General features: G+C 35.9%; 15 protein-coding genes. 11 read left to right on the plus strand and 4 right to left on the minus strand.

Annotation, left to right across the window (positions count from 1 at the left end):
* Nucleotides 1-137: 137 nt before the first annotated feature.
* From CSW08_RS09730 to CSW08_RS09780, 11 genes are all read left to right on the plus strand, one after another.
* Entirely contained in the window at nt 138-2,228 is a 2,091-nt protein-coding gene (locus tag CSW08_RS09730) for an alpha-glucuronidase (RefSeq protein ID WP_106659689.1), read from the plus strand.
* A gap of 20 nt (nt 2,229-2,248) precedes the next feature.
* Nucleotides 2,249-3,103 (plus strand): sialate O-acetylesterase, encoded by an 855-nt coding sequence (locus CSW08_RS09735; RefSeq protein ID WP_106659690.1) that lies wholly within the window; start codon nt 2,249-2,251, stop codon nt 3,101-3,103.
* A 56-nt stretch (nt 3,104-3,159) separates the two neighbouring features.
* Nucleotides 3,160-4,086 carry an alpha/beta hydrolase gene (locus CSW08_RS09740; RefSeq protein ID WP_106659691.1) on the plus strand — a complete coding sequence of 309 codons (927 nt, stop codon included), beginning with the start codon at nt 3,160-3,162 and terminating at the stop codon, nt 4,084-4,086.
* 52 nt (nt 4,087-4,138) lie between these two features.
* Complete coding sequence (locus tag CSW08_RS09745; RefSeq protein WP_106659692.1) at nt 4,139-5,284, plus strand: esterase; 1,146 nt, start codon at nt 4,139-4,141, stop codon at nt 5,282-5,284.
* 8 nt (nt 5,285-5,292) lie between these two features.
* On the plus strand, nt 5,293-6,369 hold the full coding sequence (locus CSW08_RS09750) for an esterase (RefSeq protein ID WP_106659693.1): 1,077 nt from the start codon (nt 5,293-5,295) through the stop codon (nt 6,367-6,369).
* Between the two features lie 8 nt (nt 6,370-6,377).
* The gene (locus CSW08_RS09755; protein ID WP_106659694.1) at nt 6,378-7,658 is read left to right on the plus strand and encodes a glycosyl hydrolase family 8; all 1,281 of its coding nucleotides are present in this window, start codon (nt 6,378-6,380) and stop codon (nt 7,656-7,658) included.
* 40 nt (nt 7,659-7,698) lie between these two features.
* A complete protein-coding gene (locus CSW08_RS09760; protein WP_106659710.1) occupies nt 7,699-8,832 on the plus strand; it encodes an alpha/beta hydrolase in 1,134 nt (377 codons plus the stop codon).
* 39 nt (nt 8,833-8,871) lie between these two features.
* Nucleotides 8,872-10,038, plus strand: a complete 1,167-nt coding sequence (locus CSW08_RS09765; RefSeq protein ID WP_106659695.1) for an alpha/beta hydrolase-fold protein — start codon at nt 8,872-8,874, stop codon at nt 10,036-10,038.
* A gap of 26 nt (nt 10,039-10,064) precedes the next feature.
* Entirely contained in the window at nt 10,065-11,177 is a 1,113-nt protein-coding gene (locus CSW08_RS09770; RefSeq protein WP_106659696.1) for an alpha/beta hydrolase, read from the plus strand.
* 92 nt (nt 11,178-11,269) lie between these two features.
* The gene (locus CSW08_RS09775; RefSeq protein ID WP_106659697.1) at nt 11,270-13,192 is read left to right on the plus strand and encodes an alpha/beta hydrolase-fold protein; all 1,923 of its coding nucleotides are present in this window, start codon (nt 11,270-11,272) and stop codon (nt 13,190-13,192) included.
* Nucleotides 13,193-13,511: 319 nt separating this feature from the next.
* Nucleotides 13,512-15,290, plus strand: coding sequence for an SGNH/GDSL hydrolase family protein (locus CSW08_RS09780; RefSeq protein ID WP_157831460.1), 1,779 nt, complete (start codon nt 13,512-13,514; stop codon nt 15,288-15,290).
* A 12-nt stretch (nt 15,291-15,302) separates the two neighbouring features.
* Here CSW08_RS09780 and CSW08_RS09785 read toward each other — a convergent pair whose 3' ends face one another.
* Genes CSW08_RS09785 through CSW08_RS09795 form a run of 4 tightly spaced genes read right to left on the minus strand, consistent with a single transcriptional unit; the run spans nt 15,303 to nt 18,526 of the window.
* Complete coding sequence (locus CSW08_RS09785) at nt 15,303-15,662, minus strand: SxtJ family membrane protein (RefSeq protein ID WP_106659699.1); 360 nt, start codon at nt 15,660-15,662, stop codon at nt 15,303-15,305.
* Nucleotides 15,662-15,811 (minus strand): DUF5989 family protein, encoded by a 150-nt coding sequence (locus tag CSW08_RS18375; RefSeq protein ID WP_238987240.1) that lies wholly within the window; start codon nt 15,809-15,811, stop codon nt 15,662-15,664. Before CSW08_RS18375 ends, CSW08_RS09785 begins: the two co-directional genes overlap by 1 nt.
* Nucleotides 15,811-17,610, minus strand: a complete 1,800-nt coding sequence (locus tag CSW08_RS09790; protein WP_106659700.1) for a carbamoyltransferase family protein — start codon at nt 17,608-17,610, stop codon at nt 15,811-15,813. Before CSW08_RS09790 ends, CSW08_RS18375 begins: the two co-directional genes overlap by 1 nt.
* 37 nt (nt 17,611-17,647) lie before the next feature.
* Nucleotides 17,648-18,526, minus strand: coding sequence for an IS982 family transposase (locus tag CSW08_RS09795; protein WP_106658080.1), 879 nt, complete (start codon nt 18,524-18,526; stop codon nt 17,648-17,650).
* Nucleotides 18,527-18,611: the final 85 nt, after the last annotated feature.

Below are 18,611 nucleotides of genomic sequence, written 5' to 3' on the forward strand. Positions count from 1 at the left end.
ACACCATATTGCCTACTACGTTTTTGGAATTTAACATTAAAAAAATCGAAACAGTATGTTTTTTAAATCAACAATTATTTAAAACTACAAAATAATTAAACCACACATCATTTTTACCATAATTTAAAACTCTAATAATGAATTTTTTAAAACAAGCCATCACTTTAATTTCCATAGTACTTTTCTTTATATCCTCACATTCACAAAATGGTCATGATTTATGGCTTCAAAATAAAAACCCAAAAACAGTTCATGTCGTAACTGCAAAGCAATCGCCCACCATTGATATCGTAAAAAATGAATTACTAAAAGGTTGGCAAGGTACTGAAGGATCCACTTTAACTTTAACCATAAAAAAAGATAGATCCTTACATAGAGATGGTTTTAAAATAACGCCGACCACTATACAAGCAAATACCGATTTAGGAATTCTATACGGTGTTTACGAGCTCTTAAGAAGGCAGCAAACAGGAATTTATATTAATGAAAACATAAATAATCCATCTTACGATAGACGAGTTTTAAATCATTGGGACAACCCTAATGGCAGCATTGAACGTGGTTATGCTGGCAAGTCTTTATTTTGGCGTTATGGCAAAGACTCTTTAGCAGTTACCGAAAGTGACAGGAAACTATGGCAAGAATATGCCAGAATTAATGCGTCTGTTGGTATCAACGGGTCCGTTCTTAATAATGTGAATGCTTCCCCAATGATGTTAACGGCTGGTTATTTAGAACGAGTGAAAGCCATTGCTGAAGTATTGAGACCCTATGGCGTTAAAACATACATCTCCATTAAATTTTCTTCCCCTTCATTAATTGGCGGTTTAAGCACGTCTGATCCTTTGGATGCAGACGTCATAAAATGGTGGAACAATAAAATTAAAGAAATTTACAAACTCATACCTGACTTTGGTGGCTTTTTAGTAAAAGCCAGTAGTGAAGGGCAACCAGGACCACAAGATTATGGTCGTACACATGCCGATGGCGCCAACATGCTAGCTGATGCTTTAAAACCTTACAATGGCATTGTTATGTGGCGAGCCTTTGTTTATAGTGCCAATGATGAAGACAGAGCAAAACAGGCTTATAATGAATTTGTTCCTTTGGATGGTCAATTTAGAGATAATGTTATCATTCAAGTAAAAAATGGCCCTATTGATTTTCAACCAAGAGAACCGTTTAGCCCACTATTTGGTGCCCTTAAAAAAACGGCCATCATGCCCGAATTACAAATTACACAAGAGTATCTAGGACATTCTATCCACTTAGCTTACCTAGCACCAATGTGGAAAGAGTTTTTAGACAGCGACACCTACCAAGAAGGAAAAGGCAGTACGGTAGCAAAATCGACCGATGGTAGCCTTTTTAACCAAAAAATATCGGCTATTTCAGGAGTTGCCAACACAGGGTTAGATACTAATTGGACTGGACACACCTTTGCACAATCCAATTGGTATACTTTTGGTCGTTTGGCATGGAACCATGAACTCTCAAGCGAACAAATTGCTGATGAATGGGTTAAACTAACGTTCTCTCCTTTTGATCTTGCTAATAGTCAAACTAAACCCGATTTTTCTAAAAACGATTGGTCAAATAATTTTCTTCAACCAGTAAAACAAATGATGTTGGATAGTCATGAAGCTGTTGTAGATTACATGATGCCGTTTGGTTTACACCATATTTTTTCTGCCAATGCACATTATGGCCCCGGTCCTTGGTATGGTCCTGAAAGAGTTCGAAAAGATTGGACCTCTCTCTACTATCATAAAGCAGATAGTTTGGGTATTGGTTTCGACAGAACTACTACGGGTAGTAATGCCATTATTCAATATGAAGAGCCGCTTCGTTCACAATTAAGTAACTTAGAAACGTGTCCAGAAAACTTGCTTCTTTGGTTTCATCATGTGCCATGGGATTATAAAATGAAGAATGGCAAAACCCTATGGGATAATCTTGCCTATCGTTATGATGCTGGAGTAAAAAAAGTTAGAGAATTCCAAAAAATATGGGACATGGCAAAACCTTATGTCGATAGCGAACGATTTTACGAAGTTCAAAGTAAACTACGCAACCAAAATAGAAATGCCCAAGTTTGGAAAGATGCCTGTTTACTTTATTTTCAAGAATTCAGCAACATGCCCATACCTTATGATTTAGAACGTCCGATGCACGATTTAGAAGATTTGAAAATAAGTACCATGAAAAGACCACTAGACTATAAATAATTTTTATGAAACACATTTTTATGAAACTAAAATTAAACACCATACTAATCGCAACTTTATTATTGGTTGCAAATTTCTCTTATTCCCAAGACCCTAATTTCCATGTCTATTTAAATTTTGGACAATCCAATATGGAAGGAAGTGCTCGTATTCAACCACAAGACACCATAAATGTAAACGATAGATTTCAAGTTTTAGAAGCTGTTGATTGCCCTAACCTTGACCGTGAAAAAGGTAAATGGTACACCGCTGTTCCACCTTTATGCCGTTGCAAAACAGGACTTTCCCCAACCGATTATTTTGGCAGAACGATGGTAGAAAATCTGCCTGAAAATGTTAAAGTTGGTGTCATAAATGTTTCTATTGGAGGTTGTAAAATTGAATTGTTTGATAAAGATAAATACCAAGACTATTTAACCACAGTTCCTGGTTGGATGACTAACATGGTAAATGAGTATGACGGAAATCCTTATGGACGACTTGTAGAAATGGCTAAATTGGCACAGAAAGATGGTGTTATAAAAGGGATTCTTTTACATCAAGGAGAATCAAATACCAATGATACGCTTTGGACCAAAAAAGTAAAAATCGTTTATGATAATTTGATGAAAGACTTAAATCTTAACCCTGAAGAAGTGCCTTTACTGGCTGGAGAAACTGTTCATGAAGACCAAGGCGGAGTTTGTGCCAGTATGAACAAAATCATAGCAACATTACCAGAAACCATTCCTAATTCCTATGTTATTTCATCTCAAGGTTGTACCGATGGCCCTGATAATCTTCATTTTAATGCCGAAGGTTATAGAACTTTTGGTAAGAGATATGCAACAAAAATGTTATCTTTATTAGGTTACAATAATATTAAAACCGACTGATAATAAGATATTTAACCAAGCCAACTAAAAAACCAACTAAACTAAAAAAGACAACAATGCAAAAAACGACTAACATTTTCATCAGTAAGCAATCGGTTGTTTTTGTACTTACCTTTTTATTATTCTTTACGTGTAAATTGATTCATGCTCAGGAAATTATCAATTTATATCATTCGAATATTCCTAACTCTAAACCATCTGACATCAAAGAATCCGGAGAAGGCATGTACAGAAATGTCACTACTCCTACTCTAGAATACTTTAAAGCTAACCCTGATAAAGCTTCTGGAGCTGCCATTATTGTTGTTCCCGGTGGTGGGTATAGTGTTGTGGTTTATCAGGGCGAAGGTGTTAGTAACGCAAAAGTACTTGCTGAACAAGGCATTGCCACATTTGTACTAAAATACCGGTTGCCTAATGATGACATCATGCCCGATAAAAAAATCGGCCCTTTACAAGATGCGCAACAAGCCCTTAAATTGGTAAGGGAAAACGCCGAAAAATGGGGATTGGATAAAAATAAAATTGGCATTATGGGATTTTCAGCCGGAGGCCATTTAGCGTCTACAGCTGCAACCCATTTTGAAAAATCGTATATAGAAAATTCAAATAACACCAGTTTACGTCCAGATTTTCAAATTTTGGTTTACCCCGTTATCAGCATGACCGATAGTTTAACCCATAGTGGCTCTCGCGATGCTTTAATAGGTAAAAATCCGAGTAAAGAAGATGTTTTACTTTTTTCAAATGAAATGCAAGTAAACACAACCACACCACCAGCATACTTAACCCATACGGCTGATGATAAAACAGTTGATGTTGATAATAGTATAGACTATTTTGAAAGTTTGAGGCATAATAACGTTGATGCAGAAATGCATATTTACCCCAAAGGTGGTCACGGATTTATTTTTAGACACCAAGGATGGATGAACCCTTTATTTGAATGGATGAAAAGGAATGATTGGATGAAAAAAGACTAATTTATTTTGGCGCACTAAAGAATTAAAAAAACAACTAAACATTAATAATTAAATGAAAAAACAATTACTACGTATTGCATTTCTGTTTTTCCTTTATGGAAACTTGGAAGCCCAACCCCCAAGAGGGCCATTTGTTCGTTCACCACAAGTACACCAAGATAAAACCGTAACCTTTGAATACTTAGCACCTAATGCAGAAAAAGTAATACTTGGTGGACAATTTTTAAATAGTTCTGTTGAAATGACCAAAGGCGAACAAGGTATTTGGCGCGTTACGGTTGGTCCAGTTCAACCAGATATTTATCCATATAATTTTGTGGTTGATGGTACTTCCGTCATGGATCCAGGAAATGTTGACTATTTCCCAAATGAACGCTTTAAAGGAAGTATTTTATTGGTCCCTGGAGATGAACCGCGCATGTATGAGCTAAGAGATGTTCCACATGGTTCAGTAACTTATGAATATTATCCTTCTATTGAAGGTTCTACAGGTTCTCTAGTTGTATATACGCCACCCGGTTATGATGCTTCTCCGGATAAATCGTATCCTGTTTTTTATCTTATAAGCGGCACAACAGATACCGAAGAAACTTTTTTCAAGGTTGGAAGAACCAATTGGATTTTGGATAATCTCATTGCTGAAGGACTTGCAGAACCTATGATTGTAGTGATGCCAAATGGTAATACTGCCGCTAGAATAGCGGAACAAAATGGTGGTGCTAAACCAGATGATCCCGCAAGAGATACGGAGGCTGCATTTGAAAGAATGAAACAATTAGAAGATGATTTAATAAAACAAATAATCCCCTATGTTGAGTCCAATTACAGAGCCATAAAAGACAGAGAAAGTAGAGCCATTGCTGGTTTTTCTAGAGGTGGCGGACAAACTTTAAGAGTTGCTTATGGTAATATGGATACGTTTGCTTGGGTATGTACTTACGCTGCTTCGGCTTCACCAAAAGATATGGATACCGATTTTATCTCCGTTAGTAGTAATCCAGAACAGACCAATAAGCTACTTAAATTAAACTGGGTAAGTGTAGGTAATTCAGATTTTATGTATCCTTCAACAATAGAGTATATAAAATATCTTGATGAACACAAAATTAAGTTTCAAAGCTTAATTACTGCTGGTGGACATACATGGATGAATGTTAAAAAATATGTGACCGAATCTGCCCAATTACTATTCAAATAATCACCATCATGAAAAAATTTATATATACCGCTTTCATATTTTTCACCTCCATTCAAATGGTTAGTGCCCAGAGAGCACCTAGGTTAAGTTCTCCTGATGTTGATAAAAATGATAATGTTACTTTCAGATATTATGCACCAAATGCCAAAGAGGTCTTATTGAGCACTGAAATTCTTTCTAAAGAGCTTGCCATGAAAAAAGACGCTCAAGGTGTATGGACAGCTACTATTTCAAAAGTAAAACCAGATATTTATCCTTACAGTTTTAAAGTGGACGGTGTAGAAGTAGCCGATCCCAACAATACCTATGTATTTGCGAACGAACGTTTCAAAAGAAGCATTGTTAACATTCCTGGGGATAAACCACTAGTACATGCTTTAAGAAATGTACCTCATGGTAAAATCAGTTATCGCTATTACACTTCAAAAACATTGAATACCACACGAAGATTATTGGTTTACACGCCTCCAGGATTTAATATGCATGATGGAAAAAAATATCCTGTACTTTACTTAATCCACGGTGGTTCTGATACTGAGGAAACTTGGACGAAAGTCGGTAAGGCTAATTTAATTGCCGATAATTTAATAGCCGATAAAAAAGCTGTGCCAATGATTATCGTCATGCCCTATGGAAATGTACGACCAGCACCTATGCCAGATTTTACCAATGATGTTATTAATGATATCATACCTTTTATCGAAAGCAATTATCCTGTTCACACAGATACTGAGCACAGAGCTGTAGCTGGGTTTTCTGTTGGTGGCGGACAAACATTAAATATAGGATTAACCAACACCGATAAATTCTCTTATATTTTTTCTTATGCGCCATATACGGCTACGGAAGAATTTGCGAAGAATTTTACTAACTGGAATCCAGATGCAAAAAAAATAAATGAACAATTAAAATTGTTTACCATCAGCGTAGGCACCGAAGATTTTCTATATGAAAGTGTTGAAGGAAACCTAGCCATGTTTAAGGAAAAGAAAATTGAAGTAGAACCTATAATAGTTTATGGCGGACACACATGGATGAATTGTAAATTGTTTTTAGCTAATTCATTACAACAAGTTTTTAAATAATCAGAATTATGAAACTCATATTCAACAACATTAACGGATTTAGAAAAAGTAGTTTTTTAATAGCTATAATAGTAACATTCAGCTCTTATTTAGTTACGGGTCAAACCAATACAAATTCAGCATTTAAAAATGTTAAGTACCGAAATTTATTCAAAGAAGCTGGTTACAAAAAAGCTGATATTGACAAAAAACTTTCAAAAGCTTATTATGATATTTTTGAAGGTCCAAAACGTGTTTATTTTGAGGTTGGCGATTCTATGGCGTATGTTTCGGATGTCAAAAACAAGGATGCCAGAACAGAAGGGATGTCATATGGGATGATGATTGCTATTCAATTGGACAAAAAAGAGGTTTTTGATCGTCTTTGGAGATTTTCAAAAACGTATTTACAGCATCAAACGGGTCCTAGAAAAGGATATTTCGCATGGAGTTTCAATCCAGAAACCATGAAGCAAAATTCACCAGGTTCAGCTTCGGATGGAGAATTATATTATATTACCAGTTTATTATTTGCGGCCAACAAATGGGGTAACAACACGGGTATTGATTACTATAAAGAAGCTAGATTCATATTAGACTCCATGTGGGAAAAAGATGGAACAGGAAACATATACAATCTTATTAATACGGAACATAAACAAATAACCTTCGTTCCAGAGGGTAATAACTATAATTGGACAGACCCATCCTATCATTTACCAGCCTTTTACGAAATTTGGGCTGTATATGCAAAAGATGGTCATGAAGAATTTTATAAAGCTTGTGCAGATACATCGCGTGTTTTTTTACATAGAGCCACACATCCTGTAACTGGTCTAAATTCTGATTATACCGAGTTTAGTGGCAAACCACACCCTACCCGCTGGATGCCTGAAGGGTTTCGTTACGATTCATGGCGCGTTCCCATGAATATTGCCATGGATTATGTTTGGTTTGGCAAAGACAAAGAATGGCAAGAAGGGTATGCTAAACGCTTTCAAAATTTTCTAAGGTCAAAAGGACTTGACACTTACGAAGACCAGTTTAATTTAGATGGCTCCCGTCCAGAATTTATACTTAAAGCAGGTGATGTTCCCAAACTACGACATTCTATTGGTTTGGTTTCTACAGCTGCCACAACAGCGTTAATGAACAATGATAAAGGTAGTCTAGATTTTGTGCATGCCATTTGGAATGCCAAGCTTGAACCTTATGAAGACGGCTATTTTGACCCTTACTATGACGGCTTACTGTATCTTTTTAGTCTGATGCATTTAAGTGACAACTATCATATTATCACTCCTAATTAAATCAATTATAGAAAATACATAAACAATGAAAAACAATAAAATGAAAAAAATAGCAGTATTTATGTTATCCTTTTTTGCGCTCATAAGTTCTTATGCTCAAGAAAACACATTCCCAGAAGGCACAAAACCAGCCTCAAGTAATATTGCTGGTGCACAATACCCGAGGATTGACAACGAAAGAAAAGCCTATTTTAGAATTGAAGCACCTGCTGCAGATAGTATTTCTGTGAGTTTAGGAAATGTTGCTTTAACTAAAGACGCAAAGGGCGTTTGGACAGGGGTTACAAAACCGCTTGACCCAGGATTTCATTATTACACATTAAAAATCAATGGTGTTAATGTGAATGACCCTTTTAGTGAAACGTTTTATGGTGCTAGTCGTGTTATGAGTGGCATAGAAGTTCCAGAAGATGGTGTTGATTTTTATGAGATTAAAAATGTACCTCATGGCAAGATAGAATCCCATTGGTATCTAGCTGAATCTACTGGAGAAACACGTCTCGCTTATGTGTATACGCCACCAGGGTATGATAATAATTCAACCGAACGTTACCCTGTTTTGTACTTACAACATGGTATGGGAGAAGATCGTCGTGCTTGGGCCAATCAAGGGCGTACCAATTTTATTCTCGACAATCTTATTGCTGAAGGCAAAGCCAAACCCATGATTATCGTTATGGAAGATGGAGGCATTGCCCAGGCTTTTAATAGCCCGAAAAGACCTCAGGATAAAAACTTCTGGGATGGTTTTGAAGATATCATGATTAAAGATCTTATCCCTAATATTGATGCTAATTACCGTACTTTAAGGCACCCTAAACACAGAGCGATTGCTGGTCTTTCTTTAGGAGGGACTCAAACCTATCAAATTTCGCAAGCCAATCTTGATACATTCTCTGGAATAGGCATTTTTAGTGCGCCTTTTGGTTTTCCAGGTGTTGAAACAGGTTATAATGGTTTGCTAACTAAGCCAGATGAATTTGCCAAAAAAGTAGATGTATTTTATGTGAGTATGGGGTCGAAAGAAGGGGCTCGCGCTGGTAGAGGTACACACGAAGCATTAGAAAAAGCCAGTATTAAACATGTTTACTATGAAGCTCCGGGTACGGCGCATGAATTCCAAACTTGGAGAAAGAGTTTACATGGCTTTGCCCAACTTCTTTTTCAAGATTAATTAAATAACATAAAACTTCTAAACTAAAAACTTAATAAAATGAATTACAAATCGTTAGCAATTATTTTTTCTACTGTATTGACAAGCGGCATCTGCTTTGCCCAAACAACGGTGGTAGAAGATTTCAAAAAATCCGAAACCACCCAACAAGGGAAGGAATATCCTCAAGTAAATTCTGAAGGACGTGTGCGTGTACAAATTTCAGCTCCTGAAGCTAAAAAAGTGCAATTAGATATTGGTGCCGTAAAATATGATTTGGTAAAAGATGACAAAGGCATTTGGATTGGCGAATCTGCCCCACAAGATGAAGGGTTTCATTATTACCAACTAAATATTGATGGCGCTTCGGTTCCCGACCCTAGTAGCCTTTATTTTTATGGAGCAAGCCGTTGGGGAAGCGGTATTGAAGTTCCTGCAACAGATCAAGATTTCTATGCATTAAAAAATGTGCCACATGGTGAAGTACGTGAAGTTCATTACTTCTCTAAAACCAATAACAGTATGCGTCGTTGCTTTGTATATACCCCTCCAGGATATAACGAAAATACCAATAAACGTTATCCTGTGCTCTATTTACAGCATGGTGGTGGTGAAGATGAAACTGGTTGGGCTAGCCAAGGGCATGCTAATCTTATTATGGATAACTTAATTGCAGAAGGCAAGGCCAATCCTTTTATTATTGTGATGGATAATGGTACTTGGGCTAGACCAGCTCAAGCTCCTGCACAAGGCGGGCAAGGTGGACGACCTGCCGGTCCTTGGCCTCCTGAAGGTTGGGCTGATGGGTTCAAGAATACATTATTAAATGACATTGTTCCTATGATTGATTCAAACTATCGCACGTTAGCAGACCAACAGCATAGAGCGATGGCTGGATTATCTATGGGAGGTATGCAAACACGCGTGATTACCTTAGCCAATCCAGATGTGTTTTCCCATGTAGGTATGTTTAGTGGTGGAAGCATCAGTACTGACGATATCAGCAAGTCACCTAATTTTAAAGATAAAGTCAAATTATTATTTGTCAGTTATGGCAGTCGCGAAATAGAAAACCCACGAGCAGGTAGTGCCGACCCAAAAGCAAATACAGAAGCGCTTAAACAAGCTGGTATTAATACACATTTTTATGTTTCTCCACAAACTGCACACGAATGGCAAAGTTGGAGGCGAAGTCTAAAAGAGTTTGCACCACTATTATTTAAATAAATCTAAATATTACTAAAACTAAAATTATGAAACACTTATTATTACTAATTGCCTTATCTGGATCACTATGCTTTGTACAAGCACAGGATACCGTTATTAAAGAAGATTTTAAACCTTCAACCAAAAACCAGCCACAACAAGAATATCCTCAAGTGAACTCTCAAGGCTATGCCCGCTTTAAAATTATTGCTCCAGCAGCTGATAGCGTAAGGGTAAGCCTAGGATTAGGTGGACAAGGTGGAACTAAACTACTAAAAGCAGAAGACGGCTCATGGATGGGTACTACTGCGGGTCCCATGGACGAAGGCTTTCACTACTACAATATAAATATTGATGGTGGCAAATTCAATGATCCAGGTGCTTTAAATTATTATGGTTCTACACGTTGGGAAAGTGGTATTGAAATCCCTGCGCATGATCAAGATTTTTATGCTTTAAAAGATGTGCCTCATGGTCATGTTCAACAAGTCCTTTTTCCTTCACCAAGTACTCAAACATCAAGACGTGCTTTTGTTTACACTCCTCCTGGGTATTACGAAAATCCGTCTTTACGTTATCCAGTACTTTATCTTCAACATGGTTGGGGTGAAGATGAAACCGCTTGGAGTAACCAAGGTCATGCGAATCTAATCATGGATAATATGATTGCAGAAGGAAAAACAAAACCCTTTATTATTGTTATGACTTACGGAATGACTAATGAAGTAAGAATGGGTGGCATGAGAAATTTCAAAATTGAGCCTTTCCAAACTGTTTTGATAAATGAATTAATCCCGTATGTAGATTCAAAATTCCGTACCATTGCAGATCAACAGCACCGTGCTATGGGCGGTCTTTCCATGGGTGGTATGGAAACCAAAACTATTACTTTAGGTAATCCAGACGTGTTCTCTCACTATGCGCTTTTAAGTGGTGGAACATATGCTCCAGATGATGTTAATGCTAATAAGTCTAAAATAAAGCTTATCTTCTTAAGTGCTGGTAGTAAAGAAAGACCGGATGGTGTTAGAAATGCTGCTGCTGCTCTTAAAGAGGCAGGTTTCAATGCGGTTTCTTACGTTTCGGAAGGTACAGGTCACGAATTTCAAACGTGGAGAAGAAGCTTGCGCGAATTAGCGCCGCTTCTTTTTAAAGAATAAATATTTTAACTAAATTATTAAAACCCGTTGTTTGAAGCTTAAGAGTCCAATTAAAAAATGCTCTAACCCTTTCATACAACGGGTTTAATTTAATGAAAAGAATCATCTTATCAGTCATTAGCTTGGTTGTTATAAACACCTCGTTATTGGCTCAAAATATTAAAAAAGAAGCTCCAAAAGGCTTTGATGTAGTAAATCCAAGTTTGGCTAAAGGAAAATTAAATTATATTAAATACAAATCAAAAACCGTCGGCACAACACGTAGAGCTTTGGTTTACACACCTCCGGGATATAACAAAAACACTAAATACCCTGTATTATACCTGTTGCATGGTATTGGAGGCGATGAAAATGAATGGCTAAATGGTGGTACGCCACAAGTTATTTTAGATAATTTATACGCTGAAGGTAAAATAGAACCCATGATTGTGGTCATGCCAAACGGTAGGGCCATGAAAGATGATAGTAGTCAAGGTAACATCATGGCTCCAGATAAAGTACAGGCATTTGCCACTTTTGAAAAAGATTTGCTTGATGATTTAATTCCTTATATTGAAAAAAAATACCCTGTCCTTACCGATAGGGAGCACCGTGCCATTGCGGGCTTATCTATGGGAGGTGGACAGTCCTTAAATTTTGGTTTGGGTAATTTAGACATGTTTGCTTATGTGGGTGGATTTTCATCAGCACCAAACACCAAATTACCTGAAGAATTGGTACCCAACCCAACTGAAGCTAAAGAAAAACTAAAACTGTTATGGATTTCTTGTGGAACAAGTGATGGCCTAATTACCTACAGCAAACGTACCCATGACTATTTATTCAAAAATGATGTGCCGCACATTTACTACCTAGAACCAGGAGGACACGATTTTAAGGTTTGGAAGAATGGGCTTTATATGTTTTCTCAATTTCTGTTTAAACCTGTAGATCCATCCACATTTAATAAATACACGGTTTTAGGAACCAAGCCTGAAACCAATATGCGTAATGCTGAATATCCACAGATTTTACCTGACAACAGAGTTGTTTTTAAATTACAAGCTCCTGAAGCCCAAAGAGTACAAATCGATTTAGGTAAAAAATATGATATGGTTAAAGATACTGAAGGCTTCTGGAATGTTACTACAGATGTGGTTAATCCAGGATTTAATTATTACTCCTTAATTATTGATGGTGTTGCAGTTGCCGATCCTGCAAGTGAAACATTTTATGGTATGAGCCGTATGGCTAGTGGTATTGAAATACCACACAAAGACCAAGATATGTATGCCCTAAACAATGTGCCTCATGGTGATTTACGTATTAAAAAATATTTTTCTAGAGGCACAAATTCTTGGCGTGAAATGTATATTTATACGCCACCCGGCTATGATACTTCAACCGAAAAATATCCTGTTTTGTATTTATTACATGGTGGTGGTGAAGACCAGCGAGGATGGGCTACCCAAGGCAAAACCAATCTTATTTTAGATAATTTAATTGCTGAAGGAAAAGCTTCTTCTATGGTAATCGCCATGATTGATGGTAATGTTGGTGGCGGAGGTATATCTGGATTTGGTGAAAATTCATTAAAAGCTTTTGAAAATGAACTAAAAAGAGGTGCCATTCCTTTTATTGAAAGCAACTATCGTGTAAAAACCGATGCCAAAAGCAGAGCTTTAGCAGGACTTTCCATGGGCGGTCTGCAAACACTGTATGCGGGCATTAAAAATACCGATATGTTTGCTTATTTAGGTGTGTTTAGTTCAGGTTGGTGGGCTAATAATACCGAATTATCCGATCCACAATATGAATTTATGAAAACTAATGTTTCTACAATTAATACAAACCTAAAGGAATTTTGGATTTCTATGGGAGGTGAAGAAGACATTGCTCATGATAATTGCGAAATCATGGTAAAAAAGTTTGATGAGATGGGCATTCATTATAAATATAGTGAATATCCTGGAGGTCATGCTTGGCCTGTATGGCGACATGATATATTTATGTTTAGTCAACTTTTGTTTAAATAGATTTTAGAAGATAGACGATAGATTATAGACGATAGATATAAGTATAAAAAAGCGTCTTGACAGTGTCAAGGCGTTTTTTATGCAAATTTGGTATCATTCAAAAACAGAAAAACTTAGATTACTCTTCTTGATACTCCACTTGTTGTTTTGTCCAAGTGGGGCCAGTGATATAAAACATGCCATTATTTAATTACAATTTAGATTGGTCTCTTATACTTATTAAAAATTCAAACTTCATAAAGTTATGAATTCATTTTCCTAAATTGTTCATAAATTGCGATAGAGGTATAATATTATCCACGCTTTAAATTGAATCATTTTGAAAAAAAATATATTATTTAGAATCATAGCCATTTTACTCCCTATTTTCTTTGTATTACTTATAGAACTTGTGCTAAGAATGGTTGGTTACGGACAAGATTATCAGCTTTTTCATAAAGTTAATACAGATAAGAAGCCTGATTATCTTGAAATGAACATTAATATAGCTGGTAAATATTTTAAAAATAATGGCCTTAATTCTGATAACCAATCAGATCTGTTTCTAAAAACAAAAACCGACAGTACCTTTAGGGTCTTTGTTCAAGGCGCTTCTACGGTGGTTGGTTTTCCTTTCTATAGAGGTGGCTCCTTCCCTCGCATGTTAAAACATCGTTTGTCCTTAACATTTCCGGAAAAAAATATTGAGGTCATCAATACGGGCATTACAGCAGTGAACTCGTACACCCTTTGGGATTTGACAGATGAGATTATAGACCAAAAACCAGATCTGGTAATCATATATGCAGGACATAATGAATATTATGGCGCTTTGGGCGTTGGTTCATCAATTTCCTATGGAAACCATCCTGCTTTTATTAGAACTTACCTTAGTCTTAAAACCGTTCGCTTTTTTCAATTATTAGAAAATGGCTATTATAAACTTTTTAGCTCTGGTGACAAAAAACCCAGCACACAAGAGACAACGTTGATGGAAGTTATGACAAGGGAACAACGTATTCCTTACGACTCTCAAGTTTACCATGATGGATTGGCCCAGTATGAAAGCAACTTAGATAAAATTTTAAAGAAATATAAAAAACATGATATCCCGGTTATATTGTCTACCCTAGTCAGCAACGAAAAGGACATCAAACCATTTATAAGCGACAGCATCCCCAATAAAACCCAATTTTTACAGGCTTTAGAAGAAGGAAAACCTGAGATAGGCAACGTGGCACAGCATAATGCTATGGCAGCATATTCGCTGGGGCGTTATTATTTAGAGAAAAACCAAGATAGTGCTAAAAAATATTTGCATTTAGCTAAGGAATTAGACTTCCTAAGGTTTCGAGCGCCCGAAAAAATTAATGAGATTATCGGGAGTTTAGCTAAAAAATATGACAGTCCTATAATAGATATGAAAAATGTATTTTTAGCACATTCTCCCCAAAACGTAATTGGTGACGAACTTATGACGGAACATGTACATCCTAATGTTAAGGGTCAGTTTTTAATGGCTGATGCGTTTTACCATAAGATAAAGGCATTGAATTTTCTAAATAATTGGGATAATTATATAGGTTTTGATGAAGCCTTTAGGAATATTCCAATCACGAAAATTGACTCCCTTAAAGGGAAATTGGTTATAGAAGATTTAAAAAAATCTTGGCCCTACGATTTGAGGATGTCCGGAACGCGCCCAATGGCAACATATATTGCAAACCCAACATATGAAGAAACAAAAGCTCAAAACATTTATAAAAAGATTGAACCATGGGATCAAGTAATGGCAGAATCATACAGAAGATATGAAAATGATAAAGATTATAACAAAGCGCTTCGTGTAGCCGAGTCCTTAATTTTTGAATATCCTGAGCAAGGTGAAGTTTACCGTATGGCTGGCAACATGTGTTTAAATATGACTAATCTTGAAAAAGCGGCTTATTACTTTTCGAAATGTAATCAACTTGAAAAAAGTAGTCTGTCTGCTAGGCAATTAGCCTCGGTTTATTTAAAATTAAATAAAATTGATTTGGCCCGCAAAACCCTTAAAGAGGCAAAAAATAGAGGTTTTAATGATGAAGCACTCAACAAAATGGTTGAAGACGTAAACTAAGCTAATAAAAGATTACCAAGGTCTCTCAATATCTTTCGTCGTGAACAAATGATTACGCTTATGAAAATAAGAATTGCTTTTATTCTTTTTAAGTATTTGGTTACTGCCCATTAAACGCTGAAAAAAAGACAAGGGTATTAAAACCATATAAAAAATTATGAACATGATAATTTGGTTCATAACCAGGCCCAAATAATGGGCGAAAGAAAACCAAGTTTCAGCAATAATAATCGTTATTTTTTTTGAGATAAAAGATAAGACCAGTAGACCTAAAGCCAAATAGATGGCCCAATTTGTATCAAACTTTAAGTACACAATTAGTGATGCTAAAGCTAGAATGATAATGGTTTCTAAACCTTTTTCCCTGCTCATTAAAATAATGTGTATATAAATGGCGCCAATGCAGAACCACTGGTTAAAAATATCAATATTCCGAAAATTACAAATATTACAATTAAAGGCACAAGCCACCACTTTTTCCTTTCCTTCAAAAAGAGAAAAAACTCTTTAATAAACTCCATTACTTTACAATTAAATAATTTTCTAAAACTAAAACATCCATACCAGATTTCATAAAACAAAGATAGGCATCCTCAGGAGAATTGACTATGGGTTCGTCTTTTACATTAAAACTAGTATTTATAAGTATGCCCACACCCGATAATTTTTTATAGGATTGAATCAAGTGCCACAATCTGGGGTTTAAATCTTTTTTAACCACTTGAACCCTTGCTGAAAAGTCAATGTGGGTAACAGCTGGCAAATCAGATTTAACAAACTTGCGTTTTTCTTCTAAACTGTATTGTTGAAAATCTTCGGGTAAATTTTTCCTAAGGGATTTCTTTACCTTGCTTGTAAATAACATATAGTAAGATTGTTTTCCGAGCTCAAAATAATCATCATAATCCTCTTCACAAACCACGGGAGCAAATGGCCTAAAGCCTTCCCTGAATTTTATTTTCATATTCAAATTATATTGCATTTCAGGATCTGTCGCATCTGCCAAAATGCTTCTGTTTCCTAATGCCCTAGGTCCAAACTCTGTTCTACCATTAAACCAACCCACAACTTTTTTTTCAGCTATGTATTTTGCAGTCGTTTTGGTTAAATCTTCTGCAATTTCAAAATACTGGTATTGGCATTTATGCTTTCGTAAAAGCCTTTCAATGTCTAAATTCGAATATTTTGGTCCCAAATAAACATCAAACGGTTTCTTTAAACCATTAAAACGAAGTTCCTTTTTAATATAAGACACTGCCAAGGCAGCACCCAAAGCTCCTCCAGCATCTCCAGCCGCAGGTTGCACATAAATATCTTCAAAAACTTCTTGATTAAATAAGACTGAATTCGCAACACAATTTAAAGCGACACCGCCTGCCAAACATAAAAAACTTTCACCGGTTTCCTGTTTTACAAATTGGATTAATTTGATAAGTATTTCTTCTAAAACTTTTTGGGCAGCAAGTGCTAAATCGGCATGTATTTGTTCTAATTTTTCTTCAGGTAATCGTTGCTTTATTTCAAAAAGCTTTTCCCATTTTTTTGGATTAACCATACGCAACCCAACAGGATATTCAAAAAAATCTTTATTTAATTTTATGGAACCATCGGGCTTAATATCAACAAGCATTTCCTTTATGATATTCATAAAATGCTTAACCCGCTCGGAATTAGCTAAACCATATGGAGCCAATCCCATCATTTTATATTCGCCAGAATTGACTTCAAAACCTAAAAAATAAGTGAATGAAGAATAAAATAATCCCAATGAATCAGGAAAATGCAGTTCTCCCAGTACTTTAATACCTGTATCTCCACAAGCAATTCCATATGATGTGGTCGTCCATTCTCCAACACCATCAACCGTTAAAAAAGCACATTTACTAAATGGAGATGTGTAAAACGCACTAGCAGCATGGGACAAATGGTGTTCTGGGAAATTTATAGGTATGCTATTAGTTTTAGACACACTTAACTCTTTGATCCTTTTTTTTATAAACTGTTTAATGAAAAGCTTTTCCTTTAGCCATAAAGGCATGGCCATTGCAAACGATTTGAAACCTTTTGGCGCAAATGCGTAATAGGTCTCCAGAAGTCTTTCAAACTTTAAAAAAGGTTTGTCATAAAACGCAATTAAATCAATATCCTCAATGGCAAACCCAGACTCATTAAGGCAATATTTTATAGCTTGCTCTGGGAAGGATGCGTCGTTTTTAATTCTTGAAAACCGTTCTTCTTGAGCTGCATACAAAACCTCTCCATTCTCAATAACGGCAGCAGCGGAATCATGGTAGTATGCAGAAATACCGAGAATTTTCATTTAAGTAAATATAGTTTATAAAAACTCGTTGTGCATTTTAAATAATGCTAATTTTAATATTGTTGATGTTTCTATCAAAAATAAACTTATTGATATATTGAATTGTTGTAAGGGCCGCTATTTTAGATAGGATCCTAGTCTTAAATCCTCGAAAAGACTTGGCATAATTACGTCTTATCATAAATTGGTCACATAATTGTGAGAACAATGTCTCTATTCTTTTTCTCTTTTTTCTGAAAATGTAAGGTTGTTTTTTATAATCTTTTTGATTGCTTCTCATAGGTGTATTTAGCTTTATGTTACAGGTTTCAAACAAATTGAGCTGTATTTCTGCTGATAGATACCCTCTATCTCCAATTAAAGTGCAATCGCCCATTTGTGCTTTAATGTCCTTAAGGTAATTGACATCGTGTACCGATGCAGGGCTCAAATCGACACTTTGAAAAACACCTTTAATAGAACAGACGGCGTGCAGCTTATAACCATAATAATTGGAACCTTGGGAGGCACAATAGCCTTTGTCAGGAAAAGCATAGGCATCCTCTTTACAGACTCTCGAACGGGAACTTCGTGATAATTTACAAACCTCTAAAGGCATACTGTCCACTATAAAATAATCTTCAAATTCATTAAAATGAGAGGCTAATCTTAATCGGATATCATCCATGTAACCTACTAATTTCCGTCTTCTTCGATTGTAGACGCTCCTGTCTATTTTTGAGGCAATAATGACAGGGAGCTTTCTAAATAAATCATTCTCACTATCTATTCCCATAAATTCAGCTGTTAAGCTTAAACAAATCAGTTCCAAATCACTCAGCTTCGGTCGACGTCTTTGATAGTCCAAAAGTTGTTCTTTTGATATTTTTTGTAATACTTCCAATATTCTTTCGTAATTTGCATTTAAGTTGTTCATAATTAATGTTTTATCGCTAAAACAATTTACTGATTATCAGTAATATGGACAACTTTTTTCTTTTAAATCATAATGCACAACGGGT

It is taken from the genome of Confluentibacter flavum (assembly GCF_002843175.1).
Taxonomy (GTDB): domain Bacteria; phylum Bacteroidota; class Bacteroidia; order Flavobacteriales; family Flavobacteriaceae; genus Confluentibacter; species Confluentibacter flavum.

Coding starts and splice junctions, on each gene's coding strand:
- CSW08_RS09775 (WP_106659697.1), top strand. CDS start 11,270: ATGAAAAGAATCATCTTATCAGTCATTAGCTTGGTTGTTATAAACACC.
- CSW08_RS09755 (WP_106659694.1), top strand. CDS start 6,378: ATGAAACTCATATTCAACAACATTAACGGATTTAGAAAAAGTAGTTTT.
- CSW08_RS09785 (WP_106659699.1), bottom strand. CDS start 15,662: ATGAGCAGGGAAAAAGGTTTAGAAACCATTATCATTCTAGCTTTAGCA.
- CSW08_RS09760 (WP_106659710.1), top strand. CDS start 7,699: ATGAAAAAAATAGCAGTATTTATGTTATCCTTTTTTGCGCTCATAAGT.
- CSW08_RS09745 (WP_106659692.1), top strand. CDS start 4,139: ATGAAAAAACAATTACTACGTATTGCATTTCTGTTTTTCCTTTATGGA.
- CSW08_RS09740 (WP_106659691.1), top strand. CDS start 3,160: ATGCAAAAAACGACTAACATTTTCATCAGTAAGCAATCGGTTGTTTTT.
- CSW08_RS09750 (WP_106659693.1), top strand. CDS start 5,293: ATGAAAAAATTTATATATACCGCTTTCATATTTTTCACCTCCATTCAA.
- CSW08_RS09790 (WP_106659700.1), bottom strand. CDS start 17,610: ATGAAAATTCTCGGTATTTCTGCATACTACCATGATTCCGCTGCTGCC.
- CSW08_RS18375 (WP_238987240.1), bottom strand. CDS start 15,811: ATGGAGTTTATTAAAGAGTTTTTTCTCTTTTTGAAGGAAAGGAAAAAG.
- CSW08_RS09795 (WP_106658080.1), bottom strand. CDS start 18,526: ATGAACAACTTAAATGCAAATTACGAAAGAATATTGGAAGTATTACAA.
- CSW08_RS09730 (WP_106659689.1), top strand. CDS start 138: ATGAATTTTTTAAAACAAGCCATCACTTTAATTTCCATAGTACTTTTC.
- CSW08_RS09735 (WP_106659690.1), top strand. CDS start 2,249: ATGAAACTAAAATTAAACACCATACTAATCGCAACTTTATTATTGGTT.
- CSW08_RS09770 (WP_106659696.1), top strand. CDS start 10,065: ATGAAACACTTATTATTACTAATTGCCTTATCTGGATCACTATGCTTT.
- CSW08_RS09765 (WP_106659695.1), top strand. CDS start 8,872: ATGAATTACAAATCGTTAGCAATTATTTTTTCTACTGTATTGACAAGC.